Below are 22454 nucleotides of genomic sequence, written 5' to 3'. Positions count from 1 at the left end.
GAACCTGCGCACGGGAGGGCTGCGCTGGGGGAGGCTGTGTCGGCACGCGGAGTGGTCTCCTACGTTCAGCGGCGCGCGTCTGTCTGAACGAAGAGCACGCCGAGGAATTGACCCTGGCTTTCGCCCGTGAACCTGAAGCTCAGGTTGCGGGCGCCACCGGACAGGGCGGGACTCAGGTCGAACACGTCCGCGTCATATCCGAGATTGTTCACATGTTCGGGCTGTCGCACGAACGAGGCATCGCCGAATTCCGTGATCGTGGAATTCATAACATCATTAAAAGGATTTTCGGCATCGCTGATGGCCACCCGGCGGCCACTGTCGGAGGTCACCGTGAGTGAGTCCCCGAGCGTCCCGCGGTCCCCGTCGTACGCGACCACCCCGACCTTCCCCGCGGAACCGGCGGCCGCGTCCAGGCCCGCGATCTCTACCGTGTCGGCCGCCGCCGGGCCGGCGCCCGCGGCGATCTGCTCGAAGCCGTCCCACACCGAGATCCGGCGCACCGGCTCCTGGGGGTGCTCGTACGCCACGACCAGCGTCCAGCCGCCCCAGGCACCCACCTCGGAGTGGCCCATCGCGATGTTCAGCTGGGCCACCGTCCACATTCCGGCGCCGCCCTTGCGGACCATCGGGGTCACGTCCGCCGAAGCCTGGTAGGCATCGCTGCCCGCGTCCGAACGGTGGCCGATCACCGTGTCGGCGAGGACCTCCTTGTAGGCCCCGCCCGGCTCGGCGACCAGCACCCGGCCGTTGTCCTCCGGCGGCTTCTGCTCGCCAACCCGCAGGTTCCCGCCCCAGTACAGGCGGGCGTACGAGACCTTCGCGCCCTGCGGGACCTTGAGCTCGGCCCGGGTGGAGTTGTAGGTGTCGGGGTCCTTGTCGACCTCGCTGTAGAACATGTCGAAATCGCCGTTGACCCCCGCCGCACCCCGGCTGACCTCGGCACACGGCTCGGCGTCCGGGGCCTGCGCACTGCGGCAGGCGATGGAGGAGTTGGAGGCGCGGACCAGTCCGCCGCGCTGGACGGCCTGGTAACGCTGGGCGAAGGGGACCTTGGCCATTTCCCGCGCGGCCGGGGCGGCGGGGCCCGGCGGGGCCGCGGCGGAGGCGGCGGAGGCGGCCGCGACCGGGACGTTCACCGAAAGTGCGAGGCAGGACAGCAGGCCGAGCATGCCGAGGATTCCGCGGGACGAACCCATGACCCTGTCTCCATTTTCGATCAAGGGGACAAAACAGAAGTGAACTTTGTCAGAAAGCAGGCGGGAAATCACGCCGGACTCGCTCGTACGGCCTTTTGGGCGATAACACGCACCCTCGCAGGCGGCGGGTCGTTATGCGGAGCACCATTGTTCGAACCGAAAGGAAAAACGGAGATGAAGAAGAGGCTGATGCGCGGCACCACCCTGGCGGTCGCCGGCACTGCGGTGCTGATGGGCGGCGCGGGCCTCGCCTCCGCGGACGCCGGGGCCGAGGGCCTCGCGGCAGGGTCCCCCGGCGTACTGAGCGGCAACCTGGTCCAGGTCCCGGTCCACGTCCCCGTGAACGTCTGCGGCCTCACGGCGAACCTCGTGGGCGTGCTGAACCCGGCGTTCGGCAACACCTGCGTCAACGCCTGACCGGGGGTCCGGCGGTCCGACTGTCAGCCGAACCGTCAATCAGGCCGCTCGAAACCCAGGCATCCGGGTGAAGCCACGCAACCCGAGCCGGGACCGGGGCGTTGACCCGGGTGCTGCACCACCGGGCAATCCAGCAAAAAAGGGACGACAATGATCAAGAAGATGATGGCCACCGCGGCTGCCGCAGCCTCGGTCGTGGGCATCGGTGCCGCGATGGCCCCTCAGGCGATGGCCATCGGCAACGACAACGGCATCAACACCGTCAACGGCAACGGCGCCTCGCAGATCTACGGCAACCAGGCCACCTACGGCAACATGAGCCCCCAGATGGCGCTCATCCAGGGCTCGTTCAACAAGCCCTGCATCGCGCTGCCGGCCAAGGTCAACGCGCAGTCGATCCTCGCCCTCGTCAACGTCGGCGTCCAGGACATCCCGATCCTGTCCAACCCGATGAACCAGCAGTGCACCGAGAACTCCACCCAGGCCAAGGGCGACGAGCCGCTCTCGCACATCCTGGACAACATCCCGGTCCTGTCGGGCAACGCCTCCGCCGGCAGCTGACCGCAGCCCGCGCACGCGAGGCCGCCGCACCCTCCGGGTCGCGGCGGCCTCGCCGCTTGTCCGGGCCGCGCACCCGCCCCTCCCGCCCCCGCCGCGAATAGCGCGTCAATCCGTCGGGAATTCCGGCCGGCGTACGCCCTGGGTGAATTCGCGGAGCCACTCGCGAAAGTCGCCTGTTTCTTTTTCCGGACCCACTCGTTGTTGTTTCTGCAGTGGACACGCCCCTGCGGGAAGGATCGAAATCTCATGACGTACAAGAAGGCAGTGGTGCTGGCCGCCGGCGTTCTCATGGCCGCCGGTGCCGCCTCGCCCGCCATGGCCGACGCGGCTGCCGACGGCCAGGCCATCGGCTCCCCCGGCGTGCTCTCCGGGAACCTCGTCCAGGTTCCGGTGCACGTCCCGGTCAACGTCTGCGGCAACACCGTCAACGTGATCGCCCTGCTGAACCCCGCGTTCGGCAACACCTGCGTCAACGCCTGACGAAGCGCCTGCCCGCAAGGGCAAACCTCCTCGGGGTGGCCTCGGAGTGCACGGCGGTGCACTCCGAGGCCACCTTCGATTAAGCACCGGCGGGAGTGCCGGTAGACAGGGAAGGACCCATGCGACAGGTACTGAGCCGACAGGTACTGGGCAAGGGGGTGCTCACGGCGGCGGCGGCCTCGAGCCTGCTGTCGATCGCGACCGGCGCGGCCTACGCGCACCCGGGGGCGATGGCCGAGGCCTCGCAGTCGCCGGGCGTGGTGTCCGGCAACAGCGTCTCGGTACCGATCACCCTCGCGCCGAACGTGTGCGGCAACAGCGTGGACGGCGGGGCGGCGCTCAACCCCGCGATGGGGAACACGTGCGCCACCACGACCGGCTCGGCCGCCGACCGCGACTACGACCACGCATACGAGCGCTACCTCAGCCCGGAACACGCCGAGGCGTTCGAGCGCTACCTCGAAGAGCACCAGGGCGGCCGGCACGCGCTGCCCGAGCAGCGCCACGAGGAGCCGCGCCACAAGGAGCCGCGCCCCGAGGAGGCCCGCCACCACGCGCCGCGGCACGCCGCCCCCCGGTACGAGGAGCCGCGCCACGAGGACGGCTACGGGAGCTCGGACGAGGAGGAGTGCGACGACCAACCGCACGCCCTCCCCGCCCCGGCGCCGGCCGCCCACCACGCTCCCCCGGCTCCCGAGCGGCCGCAGACGCGTCCCCACCCGAAGCCGCAGCCCAGGCCGGAGGCGGAGCACCCGGCGCCGAAGCCCCACCCCGCGCCGAAGCCCCTCCCCCACCCGGAGCCGAAGCCCCCGGTGCACGAGGTGCCCGCGCCGGCCCCGGTCCCGGCTCCGATGCCGCTGCCGGCCCCGGTCCACGAGGCACCCGTACCGCTCCCCGCTCCGGTCGCGGAGGCGCCCCGCCCGCTCCCGGCCCCCGCGCCGGTCGGCGAGGAGGGCCCCGTACCGGCGCCGCCGCACGGCAGCCACTTCGAGGAGCACCCGGCGCCCGCCCCGGCGCCCGAGGTCGTCCGTCCCGCCGACCAGCCGCCGGCCGCCCCCGCCGGTGACACCCCGATCCACCTGGCGCCCGCGCCGGCTCCCGCCCCGGTGACCCCGGCCGCCCCCGCGCCCGTACCGGCTCCGGCGCCCGCTCCGGCGCAGGCGTCCGCGCCGGAGCTCGCCGCGACGGGTGCGGGTCAGCCCGGCGCCGCGGCCGCCCTCGCCTCGGCTCTCATCCTGGGCGGCGCCATTCTGTACCGGAGGTCCCGAAACGCCTGACCGGCAATACCGGTAATCGGAAGAAATATCGGCCGGAGAATCCCTCGTCGGGATCTCCGGCCGTTGCCGTACGCGTTTCCGCAGCGGCGGGTAATCGTTACCCAGGGCGAAAGCGGCGCGACGGTCTCCGCTGACACCTCTGTCCACGAAAGAAGAGGATTTCGATAATGAAGCTCACGAAGGTCGCCGCGGTCATCGCCGGCTCCGTTGCCGCCCTCGGCGCCTCCGCTCCCGCCTTCGCGGCAGCGGCGCCGGTCGCGATGCCCCCCATGAGTCTGACGAGCGGTGCCACCGAGGCCGTCAACTCGCTGGCCCCGGTCACCGAGTCGCTCCCACAGACGCTGGGCAACGGGCTGGCCGAGCAGGGCGAGACCGTCACCAAGGTCGTGGACACCGCCCAGCGCGTCAACAAGGTCCGCAACGATGCTCCGGGCGAGGTGCTCAAGGTGGCGAACGGGGCCACGGAGGCCTCCCCGCTGCTCGGCGGAGTCCACCTCAACGGCGGGGCCCACTGAGCCGGTCCGGTCCCCCGCCCCCGGCGGGATCCGCGGGAGAGAAAGAACTGTGGGCGCCACCGGCGAGGCCGGTGGCGCCCACAGTCAGGTGTGCCGACTGACGTCAGTCGTTGACGCAGACGTTGCCGAACGCGGGGTTCAGCAGGCCGATCACGCTGACGGAGTTGCCGCAGACGTTGATCGGGACGTGGACCGGGACCTGGACCAGGTTGCCCGAAGCCACACCGGGCGAACCCACGGCCGCGCCCTCGGCCGACGAGTCGGCCATGGCGGAGCCGGCGGCACCGGCCGCAGCGAGACCGGCGGTGGCCAGGACCAGGGCGGCCTTCTTGGCAGAGTTCATGGGAAGTGCACCTTCTGTTCGATGTTCTGCCCCGACGTGGGGCTCACACCGAGCGAAACGGTCCAGCGTCCCGAACGACACGGCCCCGCGCGCGATCGAACCTGTTCAGCTCAATAGTCGTAATCGCGCGCGGTTTTCGGCCGTTCATCTGCGATCATGCCTCCCCGCTACGGGAGGGCGGGGAGCTCCGGCGTGATCTCCACCGGCGTGAGGTCGGGCTTGGCCGGCTTCGCCGGACTGACGGGCTTGACCGGACTGACCGGCTTGACCGGACTGACGGGCTTCGCCGGGACGGCGGGCAACGCCGGAGTCGCCGGCTTGGCGGCGGGCGCGGCCGGATTGGAGACCGGAGCCGCCGGCGGGGAGACGGGGACCTCCGGGATCGCCGGGATCTCGGGAATCGCCGGGACCTCCGGCAGGGACGGGATCGGCAGCGCCGGGATGGCCGGGATCGCCGGAAGGCTCGGCAGGGTCGGCAGCGAGATCGGCGGGATCTTCACCCCGGGCAGGAGCCCCTCCAGGGACTTCGTGAGCCCGTCGAGGATGGCCGTGATCTGCGCGAGGAGGTCGTCGAGCGGCCCGGCGGCCGCCGCGCGGCGGTCGACCTGCTGCTGGACGGCCGCGATCCTGTGCCGGACGGCGGCGGCCGTGTCACCGTCCGCGGCGCCCGCGGGGGCGGCCGCGCCGGAGAGTATGACGGCGGCGAGGGCCGACGGGACGAGGACGCGGACGCGGGACGGCTTCGTGCGGTGCATGGCTGTTCCTTTGGTGGTCGCACAGAGGCGGACCCGAGCGATCCGCTTCCTCACCCACCGTGCGAACACCTTCAACGGAGCGCAACCGGACCGCGGGCCGCCCGCCCGCCTCTGGGCGCTGCGTACGGGCTTCGCGCACGCGTCCGCAGAAGGCTCACCCGGGACGGGGAAATCTTCGGCCGCGACGGGCCGTTTGAGTGAAGCAGCGGAACCAACCCCCGGGGAGGGCAGTTGACCAGGGCGCTCCACTAGCGGGCACTCGTGCGACAAAAGGACCAATGATGCTCAAGAAGATCATGACTGCTGCCGCGGTCACCGCCGCCGCCGTCGGCGCGGGCGCTGCTGTTGCGGCCCCGGCCATGGCCATCGGCAACGACAACGGGATCAACACCGTCAACGGAAACGGTGCTCAGCAGATCTACGGCAACCAGAAGACCGAAGGCGCGATGAGCCCGCAGCTCGGCCTGGTCCAGGGCACCCTCAACAAGCCCTGCATCGGTCTGCCGGTCAAGGTCAACGCGCAGTCGATCCTCGCCCTGGTCAACGTCGGCGTCCAGGACATCAACGTCCTGTCCAACCCGATGAACCAGCAGTGCACCGAGAACTCCACCCAGGCCAAGGGCGACGAGCCGCTCTCCCACATCCTGGACAACATCCCGGTGCTGTCGGGCAACCTCTCCAGCGGCAGCTGACCTCCGCTGCGTGGAGCGATGTGACGAGGGCCCCGGCAGCGTCCAGCTGCCGGGGCCCTCGGGCGTGCAGGGCCGTCAGCCGGTCCAGAACTCCCACCACCGGGTGAGGATCAACATGCCGATCACGCCGATGTGCAGGGCGGGCGGGGCCCAGCCGAACTCGGCGAAGAAGGTCCGTACGGGGCCGGGGGCGGGCAGTGCGCCCGTGCGGACGTTGTGCGCGGTGACGGCCCAGAACATCAGCAGGGTGGCCGTCCAGGTCAGGCAGCACCACAGGCAGAGCGCGTTGATCTCGTACAGGGACTGGACCATCAGCCAGGTGCAGAAGCCGACCCCGAAGAGCATCCCGGCGTGCAGTCCCAGCCAGAACCAGCCGCGGTAGCGGGCGCCGGCCAGGAGTCCCGCGCCGACGCACACGACGGCCCCGAACGCCACGAGCCCCAGCAGGGGGTTGGGGAACCCGAAGGCCGCCGCCTGGTCGCTCTTCATGACGCTGCCGCAGGAGACCACCGGGTTCAGACTGCAGGCGGGTTTGAAGTCCGGGTCCTCCAGCAGGAGGAACTTGTCGAGGGTGATCACCCAGGACGCCAGCACCCCGGCGGCCCCGGTGAGCACCAGCAGCCAGGCGGGCGGCCGCCGGCCGGACTCCGGTTCGTCCTCGTCCCGACGGGAGGGCGCTCCCTGTTGGCGGGGAAGGCCCACTGTTTTCGTTGCCATACGGCCCATGTTCCCGCGCTCCGGCACAGACCCGGGCGAACCATGCACATCCCGGGTCAAGTTGACCTGAAGGGGTGGTGGGAACCCCTGATGCTTCCCGGACGTTTTAACGAACCCCGGACGTGATGTCAGACCCAGGGGCTACGTTGAGCTTCCGCTAAGTCACAAGCTGCGACGGCCTGGAGACCCACCTTGAGCGATCCGTACGAGACAACCGAGGCGCACCTCGAGCGACTCCTGGGCCGCGCCCTCAACTCCTTCGACCTGCCGGACCGGTTGGTCGAGCGCCTCGGTACGGCGCTCGCCCACAGCTCCTCGCTGTACGCCACCCACCACAGTCCGGCGGCGGGCCTGTGGCGGGAGACCCACCGGCACACGTACCTGCTGTCCGACGGCGGTTCGGCCTCCCTGTGGGAGCTGGTGTACCGGCTGGCGGGCGACCGGACGATCCGGCACGAGGTCTTCGTCGGCAAGGCGCAGGCCTGCCTGGCGGTGGCCCGGCTGTTCGGCGAGGCCCCGGCGGAGGCGGCGTTCGACCCGGATCTGGATCCGGCGTCGGCGGCCGAAGAGGAGTCGGACGCCGATGTGGCGGGGCTGAGCGCCCTGTTCGCGGCGACGGCTCCGGCGCGGCGCCACCGGAAGTACGCGGTGGAGGAGTCCGCCGACCACGCCCGCCGGGTGCTGCGGCGCGCGGAGAACGCGGACCGGCCCGGCGAGGAGACGGCGCTGCTGCTGCGCTCGGCGTACGCGCACCAGATCACCCAGGCGTTCGGGACCCGGCCCTTCACGACGGACGGCCGGGGCACGGGATTCAACCTGTACGAGCACTCGTTCGTGCTGCTGGACGGCAGCGAGCTCAGCCTGTGGGAGGTCGAGCACACGGCGACGCCGGACGGGCGGCACATGTGCGAGGTGTACGAGAGCGAGGCGGCCGCGCGCGGCGCGATGGAGCTGCGCGCACGGGTGCGGTGACCGCGGACGCACGGGGCGGTGAGCGCATGCGCACGGGTGCGGTGACCGCCCCTCAGGGACGTGCTGGGGCGGAGAGGCGGAGCTCCGGGTGCGGGTTCTCCGTGACGCGGACCTCCTGCGGGCACAGGTCCTGCGGGGTCGGCATGGCGCTGCCCGGGAGCCGGACCGCCGCCGCCCCGTGGGCCAGGGCCGAGGCGAGGGCCTTGGGGCCGGTCCCGCCGGCGGTCAGGAACCCGGCCAGGGAGGCGTCGCCCGCCCCGACGTCGCTGCGGACGGCGGTGACGGGGGCGGTGCCGTGGAAGGTGCCCTCGGCGCTCACCAGGAGCTGCCCGTCCGCGCCGAGCGAGGCCAGCACGGCGCCCGCACCCCGGGACCGGAGCTCCTGGGCCGCCCGGATGGCCTCGCCGAGGGTGGTCAGCGGGCGGCCGACCGCCTGGGCGAGCTCCGGGGCGTTCGGCTTGACCAGGTCCGGGCGGGCCGGGAGGGCGGCAGTCAGCGCTGGGCCCGAGGTGTCGAGGGCGACCCGGGCGCCTGCCTCGTGGCCGCGGGTGACCAGGGCGGCGTACCAGTCGCAGGGCAGGCCGCGCGGGAGGCTGCCGCAGGCCGCGATCCAGTCGGGCCGGCCGGCGGCGGTGCGGACGGTCTCCAGCAGGAGGGCGGATTCCTCCGCGGTGAGCGCGGGGCCCGGGGCGTTGATCTTGGTGAGGGTGCCGTCCGGTTCGACCAGCGCGATGTGGGAGCGGGTCTGCCCGGCGACCGTCACCGCCGTGACGTCCACGCCCTGTACGCCCAGCAGTTCGGCGATCAGCGCGCCGGCGACGCCGCCCAGCGGGAGGACCGCCGTCGTGAGGACTCCGGCTGCGGCCACCGCGCGGGAGACGTTGACCCCCTTGCCCCCGGGGTCGACGCGGTCGCCGGTGGCGCGCAGCACCGAGCCCCGGTGGAGCGAGGGGACCTCGTAGGTCCGATCGAGGGAGGGGTTCGGGGTGACGGTCAGGATCATACGAGCACGATGTCCGTACCGGCGGCCTCGATGGCCGCCTGCTGGGCAGGGGCGAGCCCCTGGTCGGTGATCAGGAGGTCCACGTCCGCGAAGGAGCCGAAGCACGCGAAGTGCTCCCGGCCCGCCTTCGAGGAGTCGGCGAGCAGCACCACCCGGCGGGCGGCTGCCATCGCGGCCCGCTTGACGGCGGCTTCCGCGAGGTCGGGGGTGAACAGGCCGTGCACCGAGAAGCCGCCCGCGGCGAGGAAGGCGACGTCGGCGCGGATCTCGGCGTAGGCGCGCAGCGCCCAGGCGTCGACGGCGGCCCGGGTGCGGTGGCGGACGCGGCCGCCGACGAGGTGGAGGTCGACGCCGGCATGAAAGGCGAGACGGGCGGCGGCGGGCAGCGCGTGGGTGACCACGGTGAGCGCGGTGTCGACGGGGAGAGCGGCGGCGAGTCGGGCGACGGTGCTGCCCGCGTCGAGGACGATGCTCCCGCCCTCGGGGATCTCGGCGAGGGCGGCGGTCGCGATGCGGTCCTTCTCGCCGGCGCGGGTGGCCTCGCGTTCGGTGAGGTCCGGTTCGAAGTCGAGGCGGCCGGCCGGGATGGCCCCGCCGTGCACGCGGCGGACCAGGCCGGCCCGGTCCAGGGCCTTGAGGTCGCGGCGTACGGTCTCGGCGGTGACCTGGAAGCGGTCGGCGAGGGAGAGGACGTCGATCCGGCCCGCCGCGTGGGCGAGCCGGAGGATCTCCTGCCGGCGCTCCGGTGCGTACATGTGGGTTCACGTCCGTTTCGGCGGGTTACACCCCACCCTACGCCGATATCGGAACATACAAAGCCAAACGGGCATGCCCGCCAACAGAAGCGGACATGCCCGGAGGGGTTCGGGAGGCTCTAGGCCGGGACGGCCTCGGTGGCGGGGGCCTGCGTACCGCCCTCACGCTCCTCCATCGGGATCTGCCTGCGCGGCAGTACGAACATCACCGCGAAGATCACGACGAGCACCGCCACGACCCACCACAGCGCGCCGCGGAAGGCCTCGACGTACGGTGCGCCGAGGACCCGGTCGTCCGCGATCGAGCCGAAGAAGACGACGGAGGTCAGCGCGAGGCCGAGCGCGTTGCCCATCTGGCCGGTGGTGTTGATCAGGCCCGAGGCCGAGCCGGCGTGCTCGCGCGGCACCTGGGACAGGATGGTGTCGTTCAGCGGTGCGACGATCAGGCCCATGCCGGCGCCCATGACGACCAGCGGCGCGGCCATCTGCCAGGAGGCGATCCCCATGCCGTAGTGCTGCGACTCCCAGATGTAAAGGAGCAGGCCGGCGGCCATGGTCAGCGCGCCGGCCTGGAGCACCTTGCGGCCGAACCGCGGGACGAGCTTCTCGACCGAGAGGCCGGCGGCGACGGAGACGGCGATGGAGAAGGGGATGCCGGTGGTGCCGGCGCGCAGCGGGCTCCAGCCGAGGCCCATCTGCATGTAGAGCGTCCACACGAGGAAGAAGATGCCGGTCGCCAGGCCGAAGGCCAGCTGGACCGTGATGCCGCCGGCGAAGCTCTTGATCCGGAAGAGGGAGAGCTCGACGAGCGGGGAACCGTCCTTCTTGATCTTGTACTTCTCGTATGCGATGAAGGCGGCGAAGACCAGCGGCGAGGCGATCATGCAGACGAAGCCCCACAGCGGCCAGTCGTTCTCGCGGCCCTGGGTGAGCGGGAAGATCAGCATGACCAGGGCGAGGGTCGCGAGGACCATGCCGACCAGGTCCAGGCGCAGGGCCTTGGGGGCCTTGGACTCCGAGATGAACTTGCGGCCCAGGATCACGGCCGCGATGCCGACGGGAAGGTTGATCAGGAAGATCGTGCGCCATTCGAGGCCGAAGAGGTTCCACTCGGTGAGCAGGGCGCCGAGCATCGGCCCCGAGACCGCGCCGAGGCCGACGATCGCGCCGAACATGCCGAACACCTTGCCGCGCTCGTGCGGCGGGAAGGTGACGTGGATGATCGCGAGGACCTGCGGCACCATCATGGCCGCCATGCCGCCCTGGAGGAGGCGGGAGGCGACGAGCATGGCGGGGTCGGCCGCGATGCCGCACAGGAGCGAGGCGGCCGTGAAGCCGGCGACGCCGACGAGGAAGAGGCGCCTGCGCCCGTAGATGTCCCCGAGACGGCCGCCCGTGATCAGGCCTGCGGCGAAGGCGAGCGCGTAGCCGGCGGTGATCCACTGGATCGCACTGGTGGAGGCGCCGAAGTCCTGGCGCATGCTGGGTATCGCGATGTTGACGATCGTGACGTCGACCAGGTCCATGAAGGACGCGGTCATCACGATGGCTAGCGCCAGCCAGCGGCGGCGATCGGCGGGCGAGGTGGTCTCGGAGGTCATGGAAGGAAACCTAGACGCCATCTAGGCCAGATGGTGTCCTATTTCCCATGGCAATGTGGATCGTATGACCGACACCCCGGCACGGCTGCTGACCCTGCTCTCCCTCCTCCAGACCCCGCGCGAATGGCCCGGGAGCGAGCTGGCGGAGCGGTTGCGGGTGAGCCCGCGCACGATCCGCCGCGACATCGAGCGGCTGCGGGAGCTGGGCTATCCGGTGGAGGCCACGCTGGGCGCGGAGGGCGGGTACCGGCTCGTGGCCGGGGCCGCGATGCCGCCGCTGCTGCTGGACGACGAGGAGGCCGTGGCGATCGCGGTCGGGCTGCGGGCGGGGGCCGGGCACGCGATCGAAGGGGTGGAGGAGGCGTCCGTACGGGCCCTCGCGAAGCTGGAGCAGGTCCTGCCGGGGCGGCTGCGGCGCCGGGTGGGGGCGCTGCAGTCGGCGACGATCGCGGTGACCCGGGGGGACGGGCCGAGCATCGACCCGCGGACGCTCACCACGATCGCGGCGGCGGTGGCGGGGCCCGAGCGGTTGCGGTTCGCGTACCGGGCGCGGGACGGGGCGGACTCGAAGCGGCTGGTGGAGCCGTACCGGCTGGTCAGCACCGGGAGCCGGTGGTACCTGGTGGCGTACGACCTGGACCGGGGGGACTGGCGGACGTTCCGGGTGGACCGGGTGGCGGAGCCGTTCGCGACGGGCGCCCGGTTCGCGCCGCGGGAGCTTCCGGTGGACGCGGCGGAGTTCGTACGGCGCGGGTTGCGGAGCGGGGAGACCTACGCGGTGGACGTCTCGTTCGGGGCCCCGGCGGAGGTGCTGCCGGGGTGGCTGCGCCAGCACGCGGAGCCGGTGGGCGGGGGCTGCCGGGTGCGGTTCTCCAGCGGGGACTCCCCGGAGTGGGTGGCGGCCCGGCTGGCGCTGACCGCGGTCCCCTTCACGGTGCACACCCCCGAGATCCTGGCCGCGGCGGCGCGCGCGCTGGCGTCCCGGCTCATGGCGGCGGTGGGCCCGGCCCCGGCGCCGGAGGGGTGAGTACGGGCGGTGGGTAGGGGGGCGAGCAGGGGCAGGGGGGAGCCCCCGGCGCCGGGGGGGTGGGCGCCGGGGGCTCGTTCGGGGGGCGGTCGGCCCGGGTCAGGCGACCGCGTCGAAGCCCGTGTCGTGGGCCATCCGCTTCAGCTCCAGCAGGGCGTGCTTCTCGATCTGCCGGATCCGCTCGCGGGTCAGCCCGTGCTGCTTGCCGACCTCCGTCAAGGTTCGCTCGCGGCCGTCCTCGATGCCGTACCGCATCTTGATGATCGACGCGGTGCGCTGGTCCAGCTTGCCCAGCAGGTCCTCCAGCTCCTCGCTGCGCAGGAGGGACAGGACGGACTGCTCGGGGGAGATCGCGGAGGTGTCCTCCAGGAGGTCGCCGAACTGCGTCTCGCCCTCGTCGTCCACCGCCATGTTCAGGCTGACCGGGTCGCGCGCCCAGTCCAGGACGTCGCCGACGCGCTTCTCCGTCGTGTCCAGCTCGGCGGCGATCTCGGCGTGCTCCGGGTCCCGGCCGTTCTCGCGGTTGAACTCGCGCTGCACGCGGCGGATCCGGCCGAGCTCCTCGACCAGGTGGACGGGGAGGCGGATGGTGCGGGACTGGTCGGCGATGGAGCGGGTGATGGCCTGGCGGATCCACCACGTCGCGTACGTGGAGAACTTGAAGCCCTTGGCGTAGTCGAACTTCTCGACGGCGCGCACCAGGCCGGCGTTGCCCTCCTGGATCAGGTCGAGCAGGGGCAGGCCGCTGCGCGGATAGCGGCGGGCGACGGCCACGACGAGGCGCAGGTTGGAGCGGATGAAGATCTCCTTGGCCCGCTCCCCCTCCGCGGCGATGGCCTCCAGCTCCTCGCGGGCCGGGCTCTCGCCCTCACGGTCTATCTCCCCGTCGAGGATCTGCCGGGCGTACACGCCCGCCTCGATGATCTGGGAGAGCTCCACTTCCTTGGCCGCGTCGAGCAGCGGGGTGCGCGCGATCTCGTCGAGGTACATGCCCACCAGGTCGCGGTCGGCGATCTCCCCGCCCACAGCGCGGGCGCTGCCCCTGGACTGACTACGGGCGACGGCGCGGGTTGCCATGCGTGCTCCCTTGCAATGAGTTAGGTCGCGGTGCGGCTGCCGGAACGCGGGGTGTCTTCGCGGTGCGTTCCCTGGACACTCTCCCGAGTGCCCGCTTCCGAAGGAAACAACGACTGGAATCGGGACAGAATTCCCACGCCGGTCCCTCTTTTTGGAGATCTTGCAGTATCCTGCCCCGCCGCCGCGCCCAGGTGACCGCCGTCACACCGTGCGGTGCCTGCCGTGGCCGCTCACTCCACCCCCGAAGACGACCACCGGGCCCCTTCTGGTTGCCTGTACAACCAACCCATTCCCCTCCGAACTGCACCGAACGCTCCGAAAGCCCGTCGCGGGGTGCTCCCCGGCCGTCCGCGCGGGGCCTGGAACGGACCGACCCCCTGTCGTCCACACGAGGTGGACGACAGGGGGTCGTCAGTCATTCCCGGGGGCTCCCCGAGCCGCGCGGCGGCGTCAGTGGGCGATCACCGGGATCTTCACCTCGGCGTCCGCGCCTGCGCCGTCACCGGAGGCCACCGGACCGCCGGCGCCCGGCCGGCCCGTGGTGATGAGCGTCAGGGCGATGGTCGCGCTGGCGACGAGGATGCCTACCGCCCACCAGATGGCGGAGGAGTAGCCCTCCACCATCGCCTGGGCCTGGATCAGCTTCGCCGCAGGGCCGCCCGCCGCAGCCTCGGCCGCGTGGTCGGTCAGGTACGCGGTCGTCGCCGAGGCGGCGATCGTGTTCAGCAGCGCGGTGCCGATGGCGCCACCCACCTGCTGCGAGGTGTTGACCATGGCGGAGGCGACACCGGCGTCGGCCGGGTTCACCCCGTGGGTGGCCAGCGACATGGCCGGCATGAACGCCGTACCCATGCCGAGGCCCAGCAGCAGCTGCGCGGGCAGGATCAGCGCCGGGTAGGAGGAGCCGACCTCCAGCTGGGTCAGCAGCAGCATGCCGGTGGCGGCGAGCAGGAAGCCCGGGCCCATCAGCAGCCGCGGCGGGACCCGGGTCATCAGACGGGCACCGATCTGGGTGGAACCCGTGATCATGCCGGCGATCATCGGCAGGAAGGCGAAGCCGGTCTTGACCGGCGAGAAGCCCTTCACGACCTGGAGGTAGTACGTGAGGAAGAGGAACAGGCCGAACATCGCGATGACGGCCAGGCCGAGCGAGAGGTAGACGCCGCCGCGGTTGCGCTCCAGCAGGACGCGCAGCGGGAGCAGCGGGGACTTCACGCGGGACTCGACGAGCACGAAGGCCGCGAGCAGCAGGGCCGAGGCGACGAACATGGTCACGGTCAGCGCGTCCGACCAGCCGGCCGACTCGGCGCGGGTGAAGCCGTAGACCAGGGCGACCAGACCCGTGGTCGACAGGATCACGCCGGGGATGTCGAGCGGTGCGCGGTTGCGTCCGCCCGCGGGCTCCCGGATGATCATCCACGCGCCCACGGCCGCGATGATCGCGAACGGGATGTTGACGAAGAAGGTCCAGCGCCAGTTCAGGTACTCGGTGAGGAAGCCGCCGAGGATCAGGCCGACGGCGCCACCGCCACCGGCGATCGCACCGTAGATGCCGAAGGCCTTGGCCCGCTCCTTGGCGTCGGTGAACATGACGGCCAGCAGCGAGAGCGCGGCCGGGGCCAGCAGTGCGCCGAAGGCGCCCTGGAGGGCGCGGGCGCCCAGCATCATCGCCTCGCCGTTGGCGGCGCCGCCGAGCGCGGAGGCGAGGGCGAAGCCGATGAGGCCGACGATGAAGGCGTTCTTGCGGCCCCACTTGTCGGCGATGCGGCCGCCGAAGAGCAGGAGTCCTCCGAAGGCCAGCGCGTACGCGGTGATGACCCACTGGCGGTTGCCGTCGGAGATGCCGAGGGCGGTCTGGGGGGACGGGAGGGCGATGTTCACGATCGTCGCGTCGAGGACGACCATCAGCTGGGCCAGGGCTATGAAGACGAGTGCCTTCCAGCGACTGGGCTCGGCAGCCAGCGGCGCGGGCGCGGCTGTTTTTGACATGGGGATACCCACTTACTGTGCGGAATGACTGAAACGAAGTCTTTTGGACTGCTTGACGCTGTTTTAGACGGGTTTACGACGCTAGCGGGCGCGACCCCGCGCGTCACATGGTTTTCTGCCTCAGGTCTTCGAGGGTGGCCGCCTCGCCCGGCAGTTCGGAGCGGGCCGGTGCGCGCAACCCGTCCAGGAACAGCTGGAGATGACGGTGCACGAACCCCTCGACCGCCATGCACGAGATGCCCGGCAGGGGCCGGCTGAGCTGGGAGAGGGCGACCATCAGGTCGCCGACACCGATGTCCGTCCGGACCAGCCCGGCCTGCTGACCGGCGGTCACGAGGGTCTCGACGGTTTCCGTCAAGGCCTCGCGGGCCGCGATGAGTTCGGGGTGCTCGCCGTCGAAGTCCCCGGCGAGCATGGGGCACAGGGCGCCGATCCGCTCGTCCGCCGCGGCGTGCGTGAAGCGGCACAGCGCGGCGAAGGCGTCGGCCTCCTGCGCGAGGGCGTCCTCGCCCTGGACCGTGACGCGCTCCATGACGAAGAGCACGACGTGGTGGACCAGGGCCGCACGGTCGGGGAAGTGCCGGTAGAGGGTCGCGTTGCCGACGCCCGCCCGGCGGGCGATCTCGTCGAAGGGCGCCGCCGAGCCCTGCTCCACCAGTACCTCGCGCGCCGCCACCAGGATCCGCTCGCGGTTGCGCACGGCGTCCGCGCGCGGACGTGGGACCGGGCCGGCCTCCGCGGCCGGGGAGCACGCCGGGGCGCCGGCCGCGTCCGCCGGGTGGGGGCACAGCTCCGCCGCCGACAGGTCCACGGCCGCCTCCGGGGCGGACAGGGCCGCCGCCGAGGTGGTGGGGCGCTTCATGCGAGGCCTCCCTGGACCTTGGGTCTCGTACCCGCCCCCCAAACGGGGAGTCGGTCCCCGCTTTGCGGGACTCCCGTACAAACGGGGATTGCGTCCCCGGTTATTTCACTCTCTTGTGTGACCTGGGTCACATGCCACCTCCCGTTCGGACGCACCCGACGCGCGGGCGCGCCGCAGCCGACGGAGGGTGATCGCACAGAGCGCAGTCCGGGCCCGGCCGGCTGCCGCGGACCCGAAGGCGATCTCCATGCCGCAGACCCGCCACCGGATACGCACACCACGCCGCGCCGGCGCGTACATCGGCCTCACCGTGCTGGCCCTCGGGATCACCGCGACCGCGAGCACCGGGATATCCAGCCGGAGCCACTCCGCCGCCGGACCGGTGGCCACGAGCGCCGAGTCGGCGCTGGCGCCCTGCCGGATCACCGGCGCGATGGGCGTCCAGATGTCCGAGGGACTGCCGACCCCGCCCGGGTACTCCCGCTCGACCGGGGAGGTCCGCGCACTGAACCTGATGATCGACTTCCCGGACGCCAAGGGCGAGGGCACCGCGCTCGACCGGATGGCGGAGTTCTTCCCCCAGACCTCCGACTGGTTCCGCACCAGCTCGTACGGGCGGCTCACGTACCGGGCCGAGGCCCCCATAAGGACCTGGCTGCGGATGCCGATGCCGTTCGCCGCGTACGGGATCGGGCGCGGGTCCGCGTACGAGCCCGGCTACCGCCAGCTCGTCGAGCACATCGTGAAGGCCGCCGACGCGGAGGTGGACTTCAGCCGCTACGACCTGATCAACGTCCTGGTCACGCCCAACGCCGGACCGTCCGCCCTGGACACCGTGCTCTCCGTGACCTTCTCCGGGAACGCCGAGGCCCCGATGGCCGACGGCGTACCGCTCGCCAACACGTCCTTCGTCTACAGCCGCCAGGACGACGGCTCCGGCACGTACCGGGAGACCGGCTTCCGCGTGCTCCCGCACGAGAACGGGCACGTCTTCGGGCTGCCCGACCTCTACACCTCCGACGGCGGGGGCTCGGTCGGGCACTGGGACATCATGAGCGAGGACTGGGGAGCCAACAACGACCTGCTGGGCTGGCACAAGTGGAAGCTGGGCTGGCTGGACAGCTCCCAGATCAGCTGCGCCTCGAAATCCGGCGTCAGCGACCACACCCTGACCCCGCTGGCGGTGGAGGGCGGCACCAAGCTGGCCTTCGTACCGCTGTCGGATACCGCCGGGTACGCGGTCGAGGTGCGCACCCAGGCCGGGAACGACGAGGCGGTCTGCAAGCCCGGCGTCCTGATCTACAAGGTGGACTCGCAGGTGGACACCGGGCGCGGGCCCGTCGCCGTCTCGGACAGCGCGGTCGGCAGCGGCGGCTGCACCCGGCGGCCCAACGTGCACGGCGAGCTGTCGGACGCGCCGTTCCGGCCGGGTGAGACCTTCACCGACGAGCAGAACGGCATCAGCGTCTCGGTGGTCGGCGAGCTGCGCAACGGCAGCTTCCAGGTCCGCATCACCCGCCCCTGAGAGCGCGCGACCGAACCGAGGAGAGAGCAGGATGACGACCGGTACCCCCGAGGAGCGGCTGGCCGCGGCCGGATTCACCCTCCCGAAGTCCCCCGCCCCGCTGGGCGCGTACGTGCCCGCCCTGGTCAACGGACATCACGTGTACACCTCCGGCCAGCTCCCGCTGGTGGACGGCGCACTGCCGCTGACCGGGAAGGTCGGCGCCGAGGTGACCGAGGAGCAGGCCAAGTGGCTGGCCCGGCAGTGCGCGCTGAACGCGCTCTCCGCGATCGCCTCGGTGGCCGGCGACCTGTCGGCCGTCAAGCGGGTGGTCAAGGTGGTCGGGTTCGTGGCCAGCGATCCGCGGTTCACCGGCCAGCCGGGCGTGGTCAACGGGGCCAGCGAGCTGTTCGGCACCGCCTTCGGCGACGCGGGCATCCACGTGCGCAGCGCGGTGGGGGTGGCGGCGCTGCCGCTGGACGCGCCGGTGGAGGTGGAGGTCGTCGTGGAGCTGCACACCCCGATGGCCGTGTGAGGATCCTGCGGGGCGGGGCGGGGGGCGCGCTGGGGCGGGACAGGGCGCGGCGGGGCGCCTTGGTGCGCGGGCTCAGGCGGCTCCGCGGCCGCGGTACTCCTCCCAGGTCCACAGGAGCTGGCGGCGGGCCAGGACGCCCACGGCGTGCCGGCGGTACGAGGCGGTGCCGCGCACGTCGTCGATCGGGTTGCAGGCCGCGGCGGCGAGGTCCCCGAACTGCTTGACGATCGCCGGGCTGATGGCCGTACGGGACTCCCAGAACCCGCCCTCGTCCAGGGCCGCGGCCAGGAACTCCTCGGCCGTCCTCGCCCGGACCGGCGTGGGCGCCGCCGAGCCGATGCCCGTGCGGACGCTCCGGGTCCGCGGGTGCAGGGCCAGGCCGAAGGCGCAGACGGCGATGACCATGGCGTTGCGGGTGCCGACCTTGGAGAACTGCTGGGGCCCGTCGGCCACGGAGACGTGCACGGCCCGGATAAGCTCGTCGGGGGCGAGGGCGTTGCGCTTGACTCCGGTGTAGAACTCGTCGATGGGGACCAGCCGGGAGCCCCGTACGGACTCGACCTCGACCTGCGCACCGGCGGCGAGCAGCGCAGGGTGCGCGTCACCGGCCGGGGAGGCCGTACCGAGGTTGCCGCCGACGCTGCCGCGGTTGCGGATCTGCGGCGAGGCGACGGTGTGCGAGGCGAGGGCCAGGCCCGGGAGCGGCGTCCGCAGGTGCTCCATGATCTGCGTGTACGGGACGGAGGCCCCGAGCCGTACGACGTCCTCGCCGGCCTCCCATTCCCGCAGCGCCCCGATGCGGCTCAGGTCCATGAGGTACTCGGGCCGGCGGTGATCGAAGTTGATCTCGACCATGACGTCGGTACCGCCGGCGATGGGCACGGCGGTGGGGTGCGCGGCCTTGGCGGCGAGCGCCTCCTCCCAGCCGGCGGGACGAAGGAATTCCATGGGAGTCCCATGGACCGTCACGTTCGACCTCAAACCGACCCGTCCGCATTTCCCCGGCGCGGAGGCGTCGCGGCCAGAGGCCGCCCTTCGTCGGAGACCGCGGGAAGCCGGGCCCGCAGGGCCGACCGGATCTGCCGGACGAAGCCGCCATCGCGGTAAGGCACTTCCGCATGTCTCAGGAGGAACGAACTGCACGGGTCCGTCGCCTCCGCCACGCGCTGCGGTGCGGCCAAGGCCCGCGTCCTCGAGAGCATCCAGGTCCGTGCACGGCCAGTTCGACCCCGGCCTCTGGAGAAGACAGCACGGACGCGCGGCCGTCCCCCGCGTCCTTCACCGCGTACCCGGCCTCCACGCTCGGGTGCCCTGGCTTCAGAACCCCCAGGTCACGACCGTGCCTTCGGCTCCGATCCGTGCCTGCGGCAATCCATGCGACCACTCCCAGCACGATCCGCTAGGCTGTCAGCGGTCAGGCGACTACCAGGCGTGTGCCGGGGAAAGTGTCCGCGAGGGCAGTTCCAGCCGGGCGGGCGCACGTCATCTGGCCAGCACGCTTGCCGAAGCGGCTCCGGCGATCCCTCTGGGGTTTCCCGCAACGTTTTCGTCAAGCCCCCGCCTTCGTAGCTCAGGGGATAGAGCACGGCTCTCCTAAAGCCGGTGTCGCAGGTTCGAATCCTGCCGAGGGCACAGTGGAGAAGGGCACCTGCCGGAGTCGGTGGGTGCCCTTCCGCATGATGACGTCGTCGGTGGGGTGGCCGCCGGCCGGAGCCGTGCGAGAGCCCTCCCGGCCGGGGCCGGGAGGGCTGGGGCGTCAGACGCGCGTTCTGGGTCTCGGGATCAGCTCAGGCCTCTGCTGCGTTCACCGATGCGGTCACCCTGCGGAGTACCGGCCCGCTTCAGGGCCGCCTTGGTGTGCGCTCCGCCCTTGACCTTGCTCCGCACCAGCCCGTCGAAGACGTGGCCTGCCGGGCGTGGCGGCCGATCCGGCTCCTGGGCCTGGAAGGCCTCTCGGAAATCCTGCCTCTGCTGCGCTTTGCTCATCCCGTCGTCAACTCCCTCGGGAAGCACCCAATCGGACTATTGGGATCTTATGCAGATATGCGGAGCAACGCACCCGGACCGAGCGTAAAAACTCGCGATCAAGCCGGTCAGGGCCGCGGCGCGGCCGGGCGCTGCGGCTGGCCCGCCAGCCACCGGGTCAGCTCCTCCGGGCAGGGCGTCCCCCGCGGCAGCTGGTACTTCGCCGCCACCCGGTACACCCCCGGCCCCGGGGCCAGCAGCTCCGTCCAGACGTCGCCCGCCGCGTCGGGGGCGGCCTTGAAGAGGCAGCCCGCCGTGTTCGCGTACTCCCTGCCCAGCGCGCCCGAGCCCGCGCCCCCGCCCCGGGCCTTCGACGCGAAGGTCTCCTGCGGCGGCGGCACCGGCTTGCCCTCCCCGTCCACCAGCCCCAGCCACGGCGAGTGCGGGATCCGTACGAACACCCGCCCGGCCGCCTTCACGTCCACGACCAGCTGGTCCGCACCCGCCCGCACCACCGTGGCCGGCCCGGACACCAGGTCCGTCGGTGCGTCGACCTTGAACAGCCGCCAGTTCCGGTCGCCCCACACCTGCTCCAGGTACGGGAGCCCCTCGCGCACCAGCTTCGCCTCGTCCTCGCCGCCCGAATCGGGTTTGTCGGCCGGCAGCACCACGTAGTGCACGGCCCAGCGGTCCAGCCACTCCCGGTAGCTCGCGGCCGTGAGGGTGTCGTCGTAGAAGAGCGGGTTGCGCTCCAGATCGGCCTGCCGGTTCCAGCCGCGCGCGAGGTTCACGTGCGAGGGGAAGGCGGAGGACTCGCGGTGGCTGCTGGCGGGTACCACCTCGACCCGGCCGCGCGCCGCGTCCGCCTTCTGCAGCTGGTCGACCAGCGGGGCCAGCTCCCGGTTCCAGGCGGCCACCGGGGTGGTGCGGACGATGTCCGTGATGCTGTTGGCGGTGATCCACACGTTGAGCCCGATGAACGCGAACAGCACCGCGTACCAGTGCCGGCTGCGCGGGACCGCGTACGGGAGGGCCGCGAGCAGCACGGCCCCGCCGAACAGCATGACCAGCCGGGTGACGTTCGAGCCGACCTGCGAGTCGATCGCCCAGGTCAGCAGCACTCCGAAGGCGTACACGGCGGAGGCGATCCGGACCGTCTTCCACCGCTTCGGTACGAGGAAGAGGATCGCCAGCCCGAACACGAACGGCGGCGCGGCCGAGCCCAGCTTCATCGGCTGCGTCCCGGAGAACGGGAACAGCCAGGCCGACAGCCCGACGACCGCCGCCGGGGCGAGACCCAGCGCGTACGCCCCCGGGCGCCGCCGGCTCAGGAACAGCGCGGCCGCGATCACCCCGAGGAAGAGCCCGGCGACCGGGCTGGAGGCCGTCGCGAGAGCGGCCAGCGGGGCCGCGACGGCCGCCTTGGCCCAGCGCCGCTCCGCCCATTTGCGGGGCCAGCAGAAGACGGCGGCGACCGCGGCGAGCGCGAACATCGCGCCGAGCCCGAAGGTGACCCGGCCGGACAGGGCGTTGCACAGCAGCCCGTACACCCCGGCGAGGGCCGGCCACAGCGGCTCGCGGACGGTGCCGCGGCTGCGGGTCAGGATCAGCGCGAGCAGCCCGGCCGAGACCGTACCGGCGGCCATCATCGTGGTCCGCACGCCGATCATGTGCATCACGTACGGGGAGACCACGCTGTACGAGACGGGGTGCATGCCGCCGTACCAGGCCAGGTTGTACGCCGAGTCCGGGTGGCGGCCGACGAACTCGGCCCAGGCGTCCTGCGCGGCCAGGTCGCCGCCGCTGTTGGCGAAGCTGAAGAACCAGATGACGTGCAGGAGGGCGGCCACGGCGGTGGCGACGAGCACGGGGTGGCGGCGGAGCAGGCCGAGGAAGCGGGAACCCGCGGAGGCGGAGACGGCGCCGTTGGCGGAGGTGGAAGCGGAGGCGGAGGCGGAGGCGCCGGGTGCCGGGCCGGGTGCGGCGGGCGTCGCGACCGCCGCGGGCGGGACGGCCCTTGTGCCGCCGGGCGCGGCCCCGGGCACATCGCCGCCACCGGCGGCTCCGGACGCACCCCGGTCACCCTGGCCCTGCTGCTCAGCGGTGGTCACTGCCCTACTCCCCGGATTCCCCGGACTTCCCGGACTCCCCGGGTTCACCGGAGCATCGATCGAACTTCTGCGTGCCGTTCCCGGCTCGCTAGACGCG

The 22454-nt window shown here is 72.0% G+C and carries 23 protein-coding genes and 1 tRNA gene; 11 read left to right on the top strand and 13 right to left on the bottom strand.

Annotated features, from left to right (window positions below; genetic code table 11):
* Window positions 1-65: 65 nt before the first annotated feature.
* Entirely contained in the window at window positions 66-1199 is a 1134-nt protein-coding gene (locus tag ACS04_RS01375; RefSeq protein ID WP_048474570.1) for a DUF3344 domain-containing protein, read from the bottom strand.
* A 174-nt stretch (window positions 1200-1373) separates the two neighbouring features.
* On the opposite strand from ACS04_RS01375, the gene ACS04_RS01370 reads away from it, so the two are divergent.
* The 5 genes from ACS04_RS01370 to ACS04_RS01350 all read left to right on the top strand — a co-directional run bounded on the left by ACS04_RS01370 (window position 1374) and on the right by ACS04_RS01350 (window position 4449).
* On the top strand, window positions 1374-1616 hold the full coding sequence (locus tag ACS04_RS01370; protein WP_245236236.1) for a chaplin: 243 nt from the start codon (window positions 1374-1376) through the stop codon (window positions 1614-1616).
* Window positions 1617-1766: 150 nt separating this feature from the next.
* Entirely contained in the window at window positions 1767-2177 is a 411-nt protein-coding gene (locus ACS04_RS01365) for a rodlin (protein WP_048474569.1), read from the top strand.
* A 246-nt stretch (window positions 2178-2423) separates the two neighbouring features.
* Window positions 2424-2657, top strand: coding sequence for a chaplin (locus ACS04_RS01360; protein WP_078864332.1), 234 nt, complete (start codon window positions 2424-2426; stop codon window positions 2655-2657).
* Between the two features lie 119 nt (window positions 2658-2776).
* Window positions 2777-3934, top strand: a complete 1158-nt coding sequence (locus ACS04_RS35170; RefSeq protein ID WP_053080662.1) for a chaplin — start codon at window positions 2777-2779, stop codon at window positions 3932-3934.
* Window positions 3935-4101: 167 nt separating this feature from the next.
* Window positions 4102-4449 (top strand): hypothetical protein, encoded by a 348-nt coding sequence (locus ACS04_RS01350; RefSeq protein WP_048474567.1) that lies wholly within the window; start codon window positions 4102-4104, stop codon window positions 4447-4449.
* Between the two features lie 103 nt (window positions 4450-4552).
* Here the strand turns inward: ACS04_RS01350 and ACS04_RS01345 are convergent, their stop codons facing one another.
* Window positions 4553-4792, bottom strand: a complete 240-nt coding sequence (locus tag ACS04_RS01345) for a chaplin (RefSeq protein ID WP_048474566.1) — start codon at window positions 4790-4792, stop codon at window positions 4553-4555.
* A gap of 167 nt (window positions 4793-4959) precedes the next feature.
* Window positions 4960-5547 (bottom strand): hypothetical protein, encoded by a 588-nt coding sequence (locus ACS04_RS38030; RefSeq protein WP_053080660.1) that lies wholly within the window; start codon window positions 5545-5547, stop codon window positions 4960-4962.
* 281 nt (window positions 5548-5828) lie between these two features.
* Between ACS04_RS38030 and ACS04_RS01335 the strand changes: the two genes are divergently transcribed.
* On the top strand, window positions 5829-6239 hold the full coding sequence (locus tag ACS04_RS01335; protein WP_048474565.1) for a rodlin: 411 nt from the start codon (window positions 5829-5831) through the stop codon (window positions 6237-6239).
* Between the two features lie 75 nt (window positions 6240-6314).
* Here ACS04_RS01335 and ACS04_RS01330 read toward each other — a convergent pair whose 3' ends face one another.
* On the bottom strand, window positions 6315-6956 hold the full coding sequence (locus ACS04_RS01330) for a vitamin K epoxide reductase family protein (protein ID WP_048474564.1): 642 nt from the start codon (window positions 6954-6956) through the stop codon (window positions 6315-6317).
* Between the two features lie 192 nt (window positions 6957-7148).
* Between ACS04_RS01330 and ACS04_RS01325 the strand changes: the two genes are divergently transcribed.
* Window positions 7149-7928: a DUF6227 family protein gene (locus ACS04_RS01325; RefSeq protein WP_048474563.1), complete on the top strand. Its 780-nt coding sequence runs from the start codon at window positions 7149-7151 to the stop codon at window positions 7926-7928.
* A 52-nt stretch (window positions 7929-7980) separates the two neighbouring features.
* Here the strand turns inward: ACS04_RS01325 and pfkB are convergent, their stop codons facing one another.
* The 3 genes from pfkB to ACS04_RS01310 form a co-directional block, all read right to left on the bottom strand.
* A complete protein-coding gene (pfkB, locus tag ACS04_RS01320; RefSeq protein WP_048474562.1) occupies window positions 7981-8931 on the bottom strand; it encodes a 1-phosphofructokinase in 951 nt (316 codons plus the stop codon).
* On the bottom strand, window positions 8928-9686 hold the full coding sequence (locus ACS04_RS01315; RefSeq protein ID WP_048474561.1) for a DeoR/GlpR family DNA-binding transcription regulator: 759 nt from the start codon (window positions 9684-9686) through the stop codon (window positions 8928-8930). The genes pfkB and ACS04_RS01315 overlap by 4 nt, the downstream gene beginning before the upstream one ends.
* A gap of 119 nt (window positions 9687-9805) precedes the next feature.
* Window positions 9806-11287, bottom strand: coding sequence for an MFS transporter (locus tag ACS04_RS01310; protein WP_107438499.1), 1482 nt, complete (start codon window positions 11285-11287; stop codon window positions 9806-9808).
* A gap of 64 nt (window positions 11288-11351) precedes the next feature.
* On the opposite strand from ACS04_RS01310, the gene ACS04_RS01305 reads away from it, so the two are divergent.
* On the top strand, window positions 11352-12314 hold the full coding sequence (locus ACS04_RS01305; protein WP_048474559.1) for a helix-turn-helix transcriptional regulator: 963 nt from the start codon (window positions 11352-11354) through the stop codon (window positions 12312-12314).
* Between the two features lie 99 nt (window positions 12315-12413).
* Here the strand turns inward: ACS04_RS01305 and ACS04_RS01300 are convergent, their stop codons facing one another.
* From ACS04_RS01300 to ACS04_RS01290, 3 genes are all read right to left on the bottom strand, one after another.
* Window positions 12414-13391: a sigma-70 family RNA polymerase sigma factor gene (locus tag ACS04_RS01300; RefSeq protein ID WP_048474558.1), complete on the bottom strand. Its 978-nt coding sequence runs from the start codon at window positions 13389-13391 to the stop codon at window positions 12414-12416.
* Window positions 13392-13841: 450 nt separating this feature from the next.
* Window positions 13842-15380 (bottom strand): MFS transporter, encoded by a 1539-nt coding sequence (locus tag ACS04_RS01295; protein ID WP_048474557.1) that lies wholly within the window; start codon window positions 15378-15380, stop codon window positions 13842-13844.
* 103 nt (window positions 15381-15483) lie between these two features.
* Complete coding sequence (locus tag ACS04_RS01290; protein WP_078864331.1) at window positions 15484-16242, bottom strand: TetR/AcrR family transcriptional regulator; 759 nt, start codon at window positions 16240-16242, stop codon at window positions 15484-15486.
* A gap of 247 nt (window positions 16243-16489) precedes the next feature.
* On the opposite strand from ACS04_RS01290, the gene ACS04_RS01285 reads away from it, so the two are divergent.
* Window positions 16490-17767 carry a M6 family metalloprotease domain-containing protein gene (locus tag ACS04_RS01285; RefSeq protein WP_048474638.1) on the top strand — a complete coding sequence of 426 codons (1278 nt, stop codon included), beginning with the start codon at window positions 16490-16492 and terminating at the stop codon, window positions 17765-17767.
* 31 nt (window positions 17768-17798) lie between these two features.
* A complete protein-coding gene (locus ACS04_RS01280) occupies window positions 17799-18281 on the top strand; it encodes a RidA family protein (protein ID WP_048474556.1) in 483 nt (160 codons plus the stop codon).
* A 72-nt stretch (window positions 18282-18353) separates the two neighbouring features.
* Here ACS04_RS01280 and ACS04_RS01275 read toward each other — a convergent pair whose 3' ends face one another.
* Window positions 18354-19229 carry an FAD binding domain-containing protein gene (locus ACS04_RS01275; protein WP_048474555.1) on the bottom strand — a complete coding sequence of 292 codons (876 nt, stop codon included), beginning with the start codon at window positions 19227-19229 and terminating at the stop codon, window positions 18354-18356.
* Between the two features lie 611 nt (window positions 19230-19840).
* Between ACS04_RS01275 and ACS04_RS01270 the strand changes: the two genes are divergently transcribed.
* Window positions 19841-19913, top strand: a tRNA-Arg gene (locus ACS04_RS01270).
* A 150-nt stretch (window positions 19914-20063) separates the two neighbouring features.
* Here the strand turns inward: ACS04_RS01270 and ACS04_RS01265 are convergent.
* On the bottom strand, window positions 20064-20267 hold the full coding sequence (locus tag ACS04_RS01265; protein ID WP_245236235.1) for a hypothetical protein: 204 nt from the start codon (window positions 20265-20267) through the stop codon (window positions 20064-20066).
* Between the two features lie 107 nt (window positions 20268-20374).
* Window positions 20375-22357: a membrane protein gene (locus ACS04_RS01260; protein WP_048474553.1), complete on the bottom strand. Its 1983-nt coding sequence runs from the start codon at window positions 22355-22357 to the stop codon at window positions 20375-20377.
* Between the last annotated feature and the right edge of the window lie 97 nt (window positions 22358-22454).

The organism is Streptomyces roseus, assembly GCF_001044425.1.
GTDB lineage: Bacteria > Actinomycetota > Actinomycetes > Streptomycetales > Streptomycetaceae > Streptomyces > Streptomyces roseus.
Note: the sequence above shows the minus strand (reverse complement) of the source record. Positions and strands in the feature narration are given on the sequence as shown.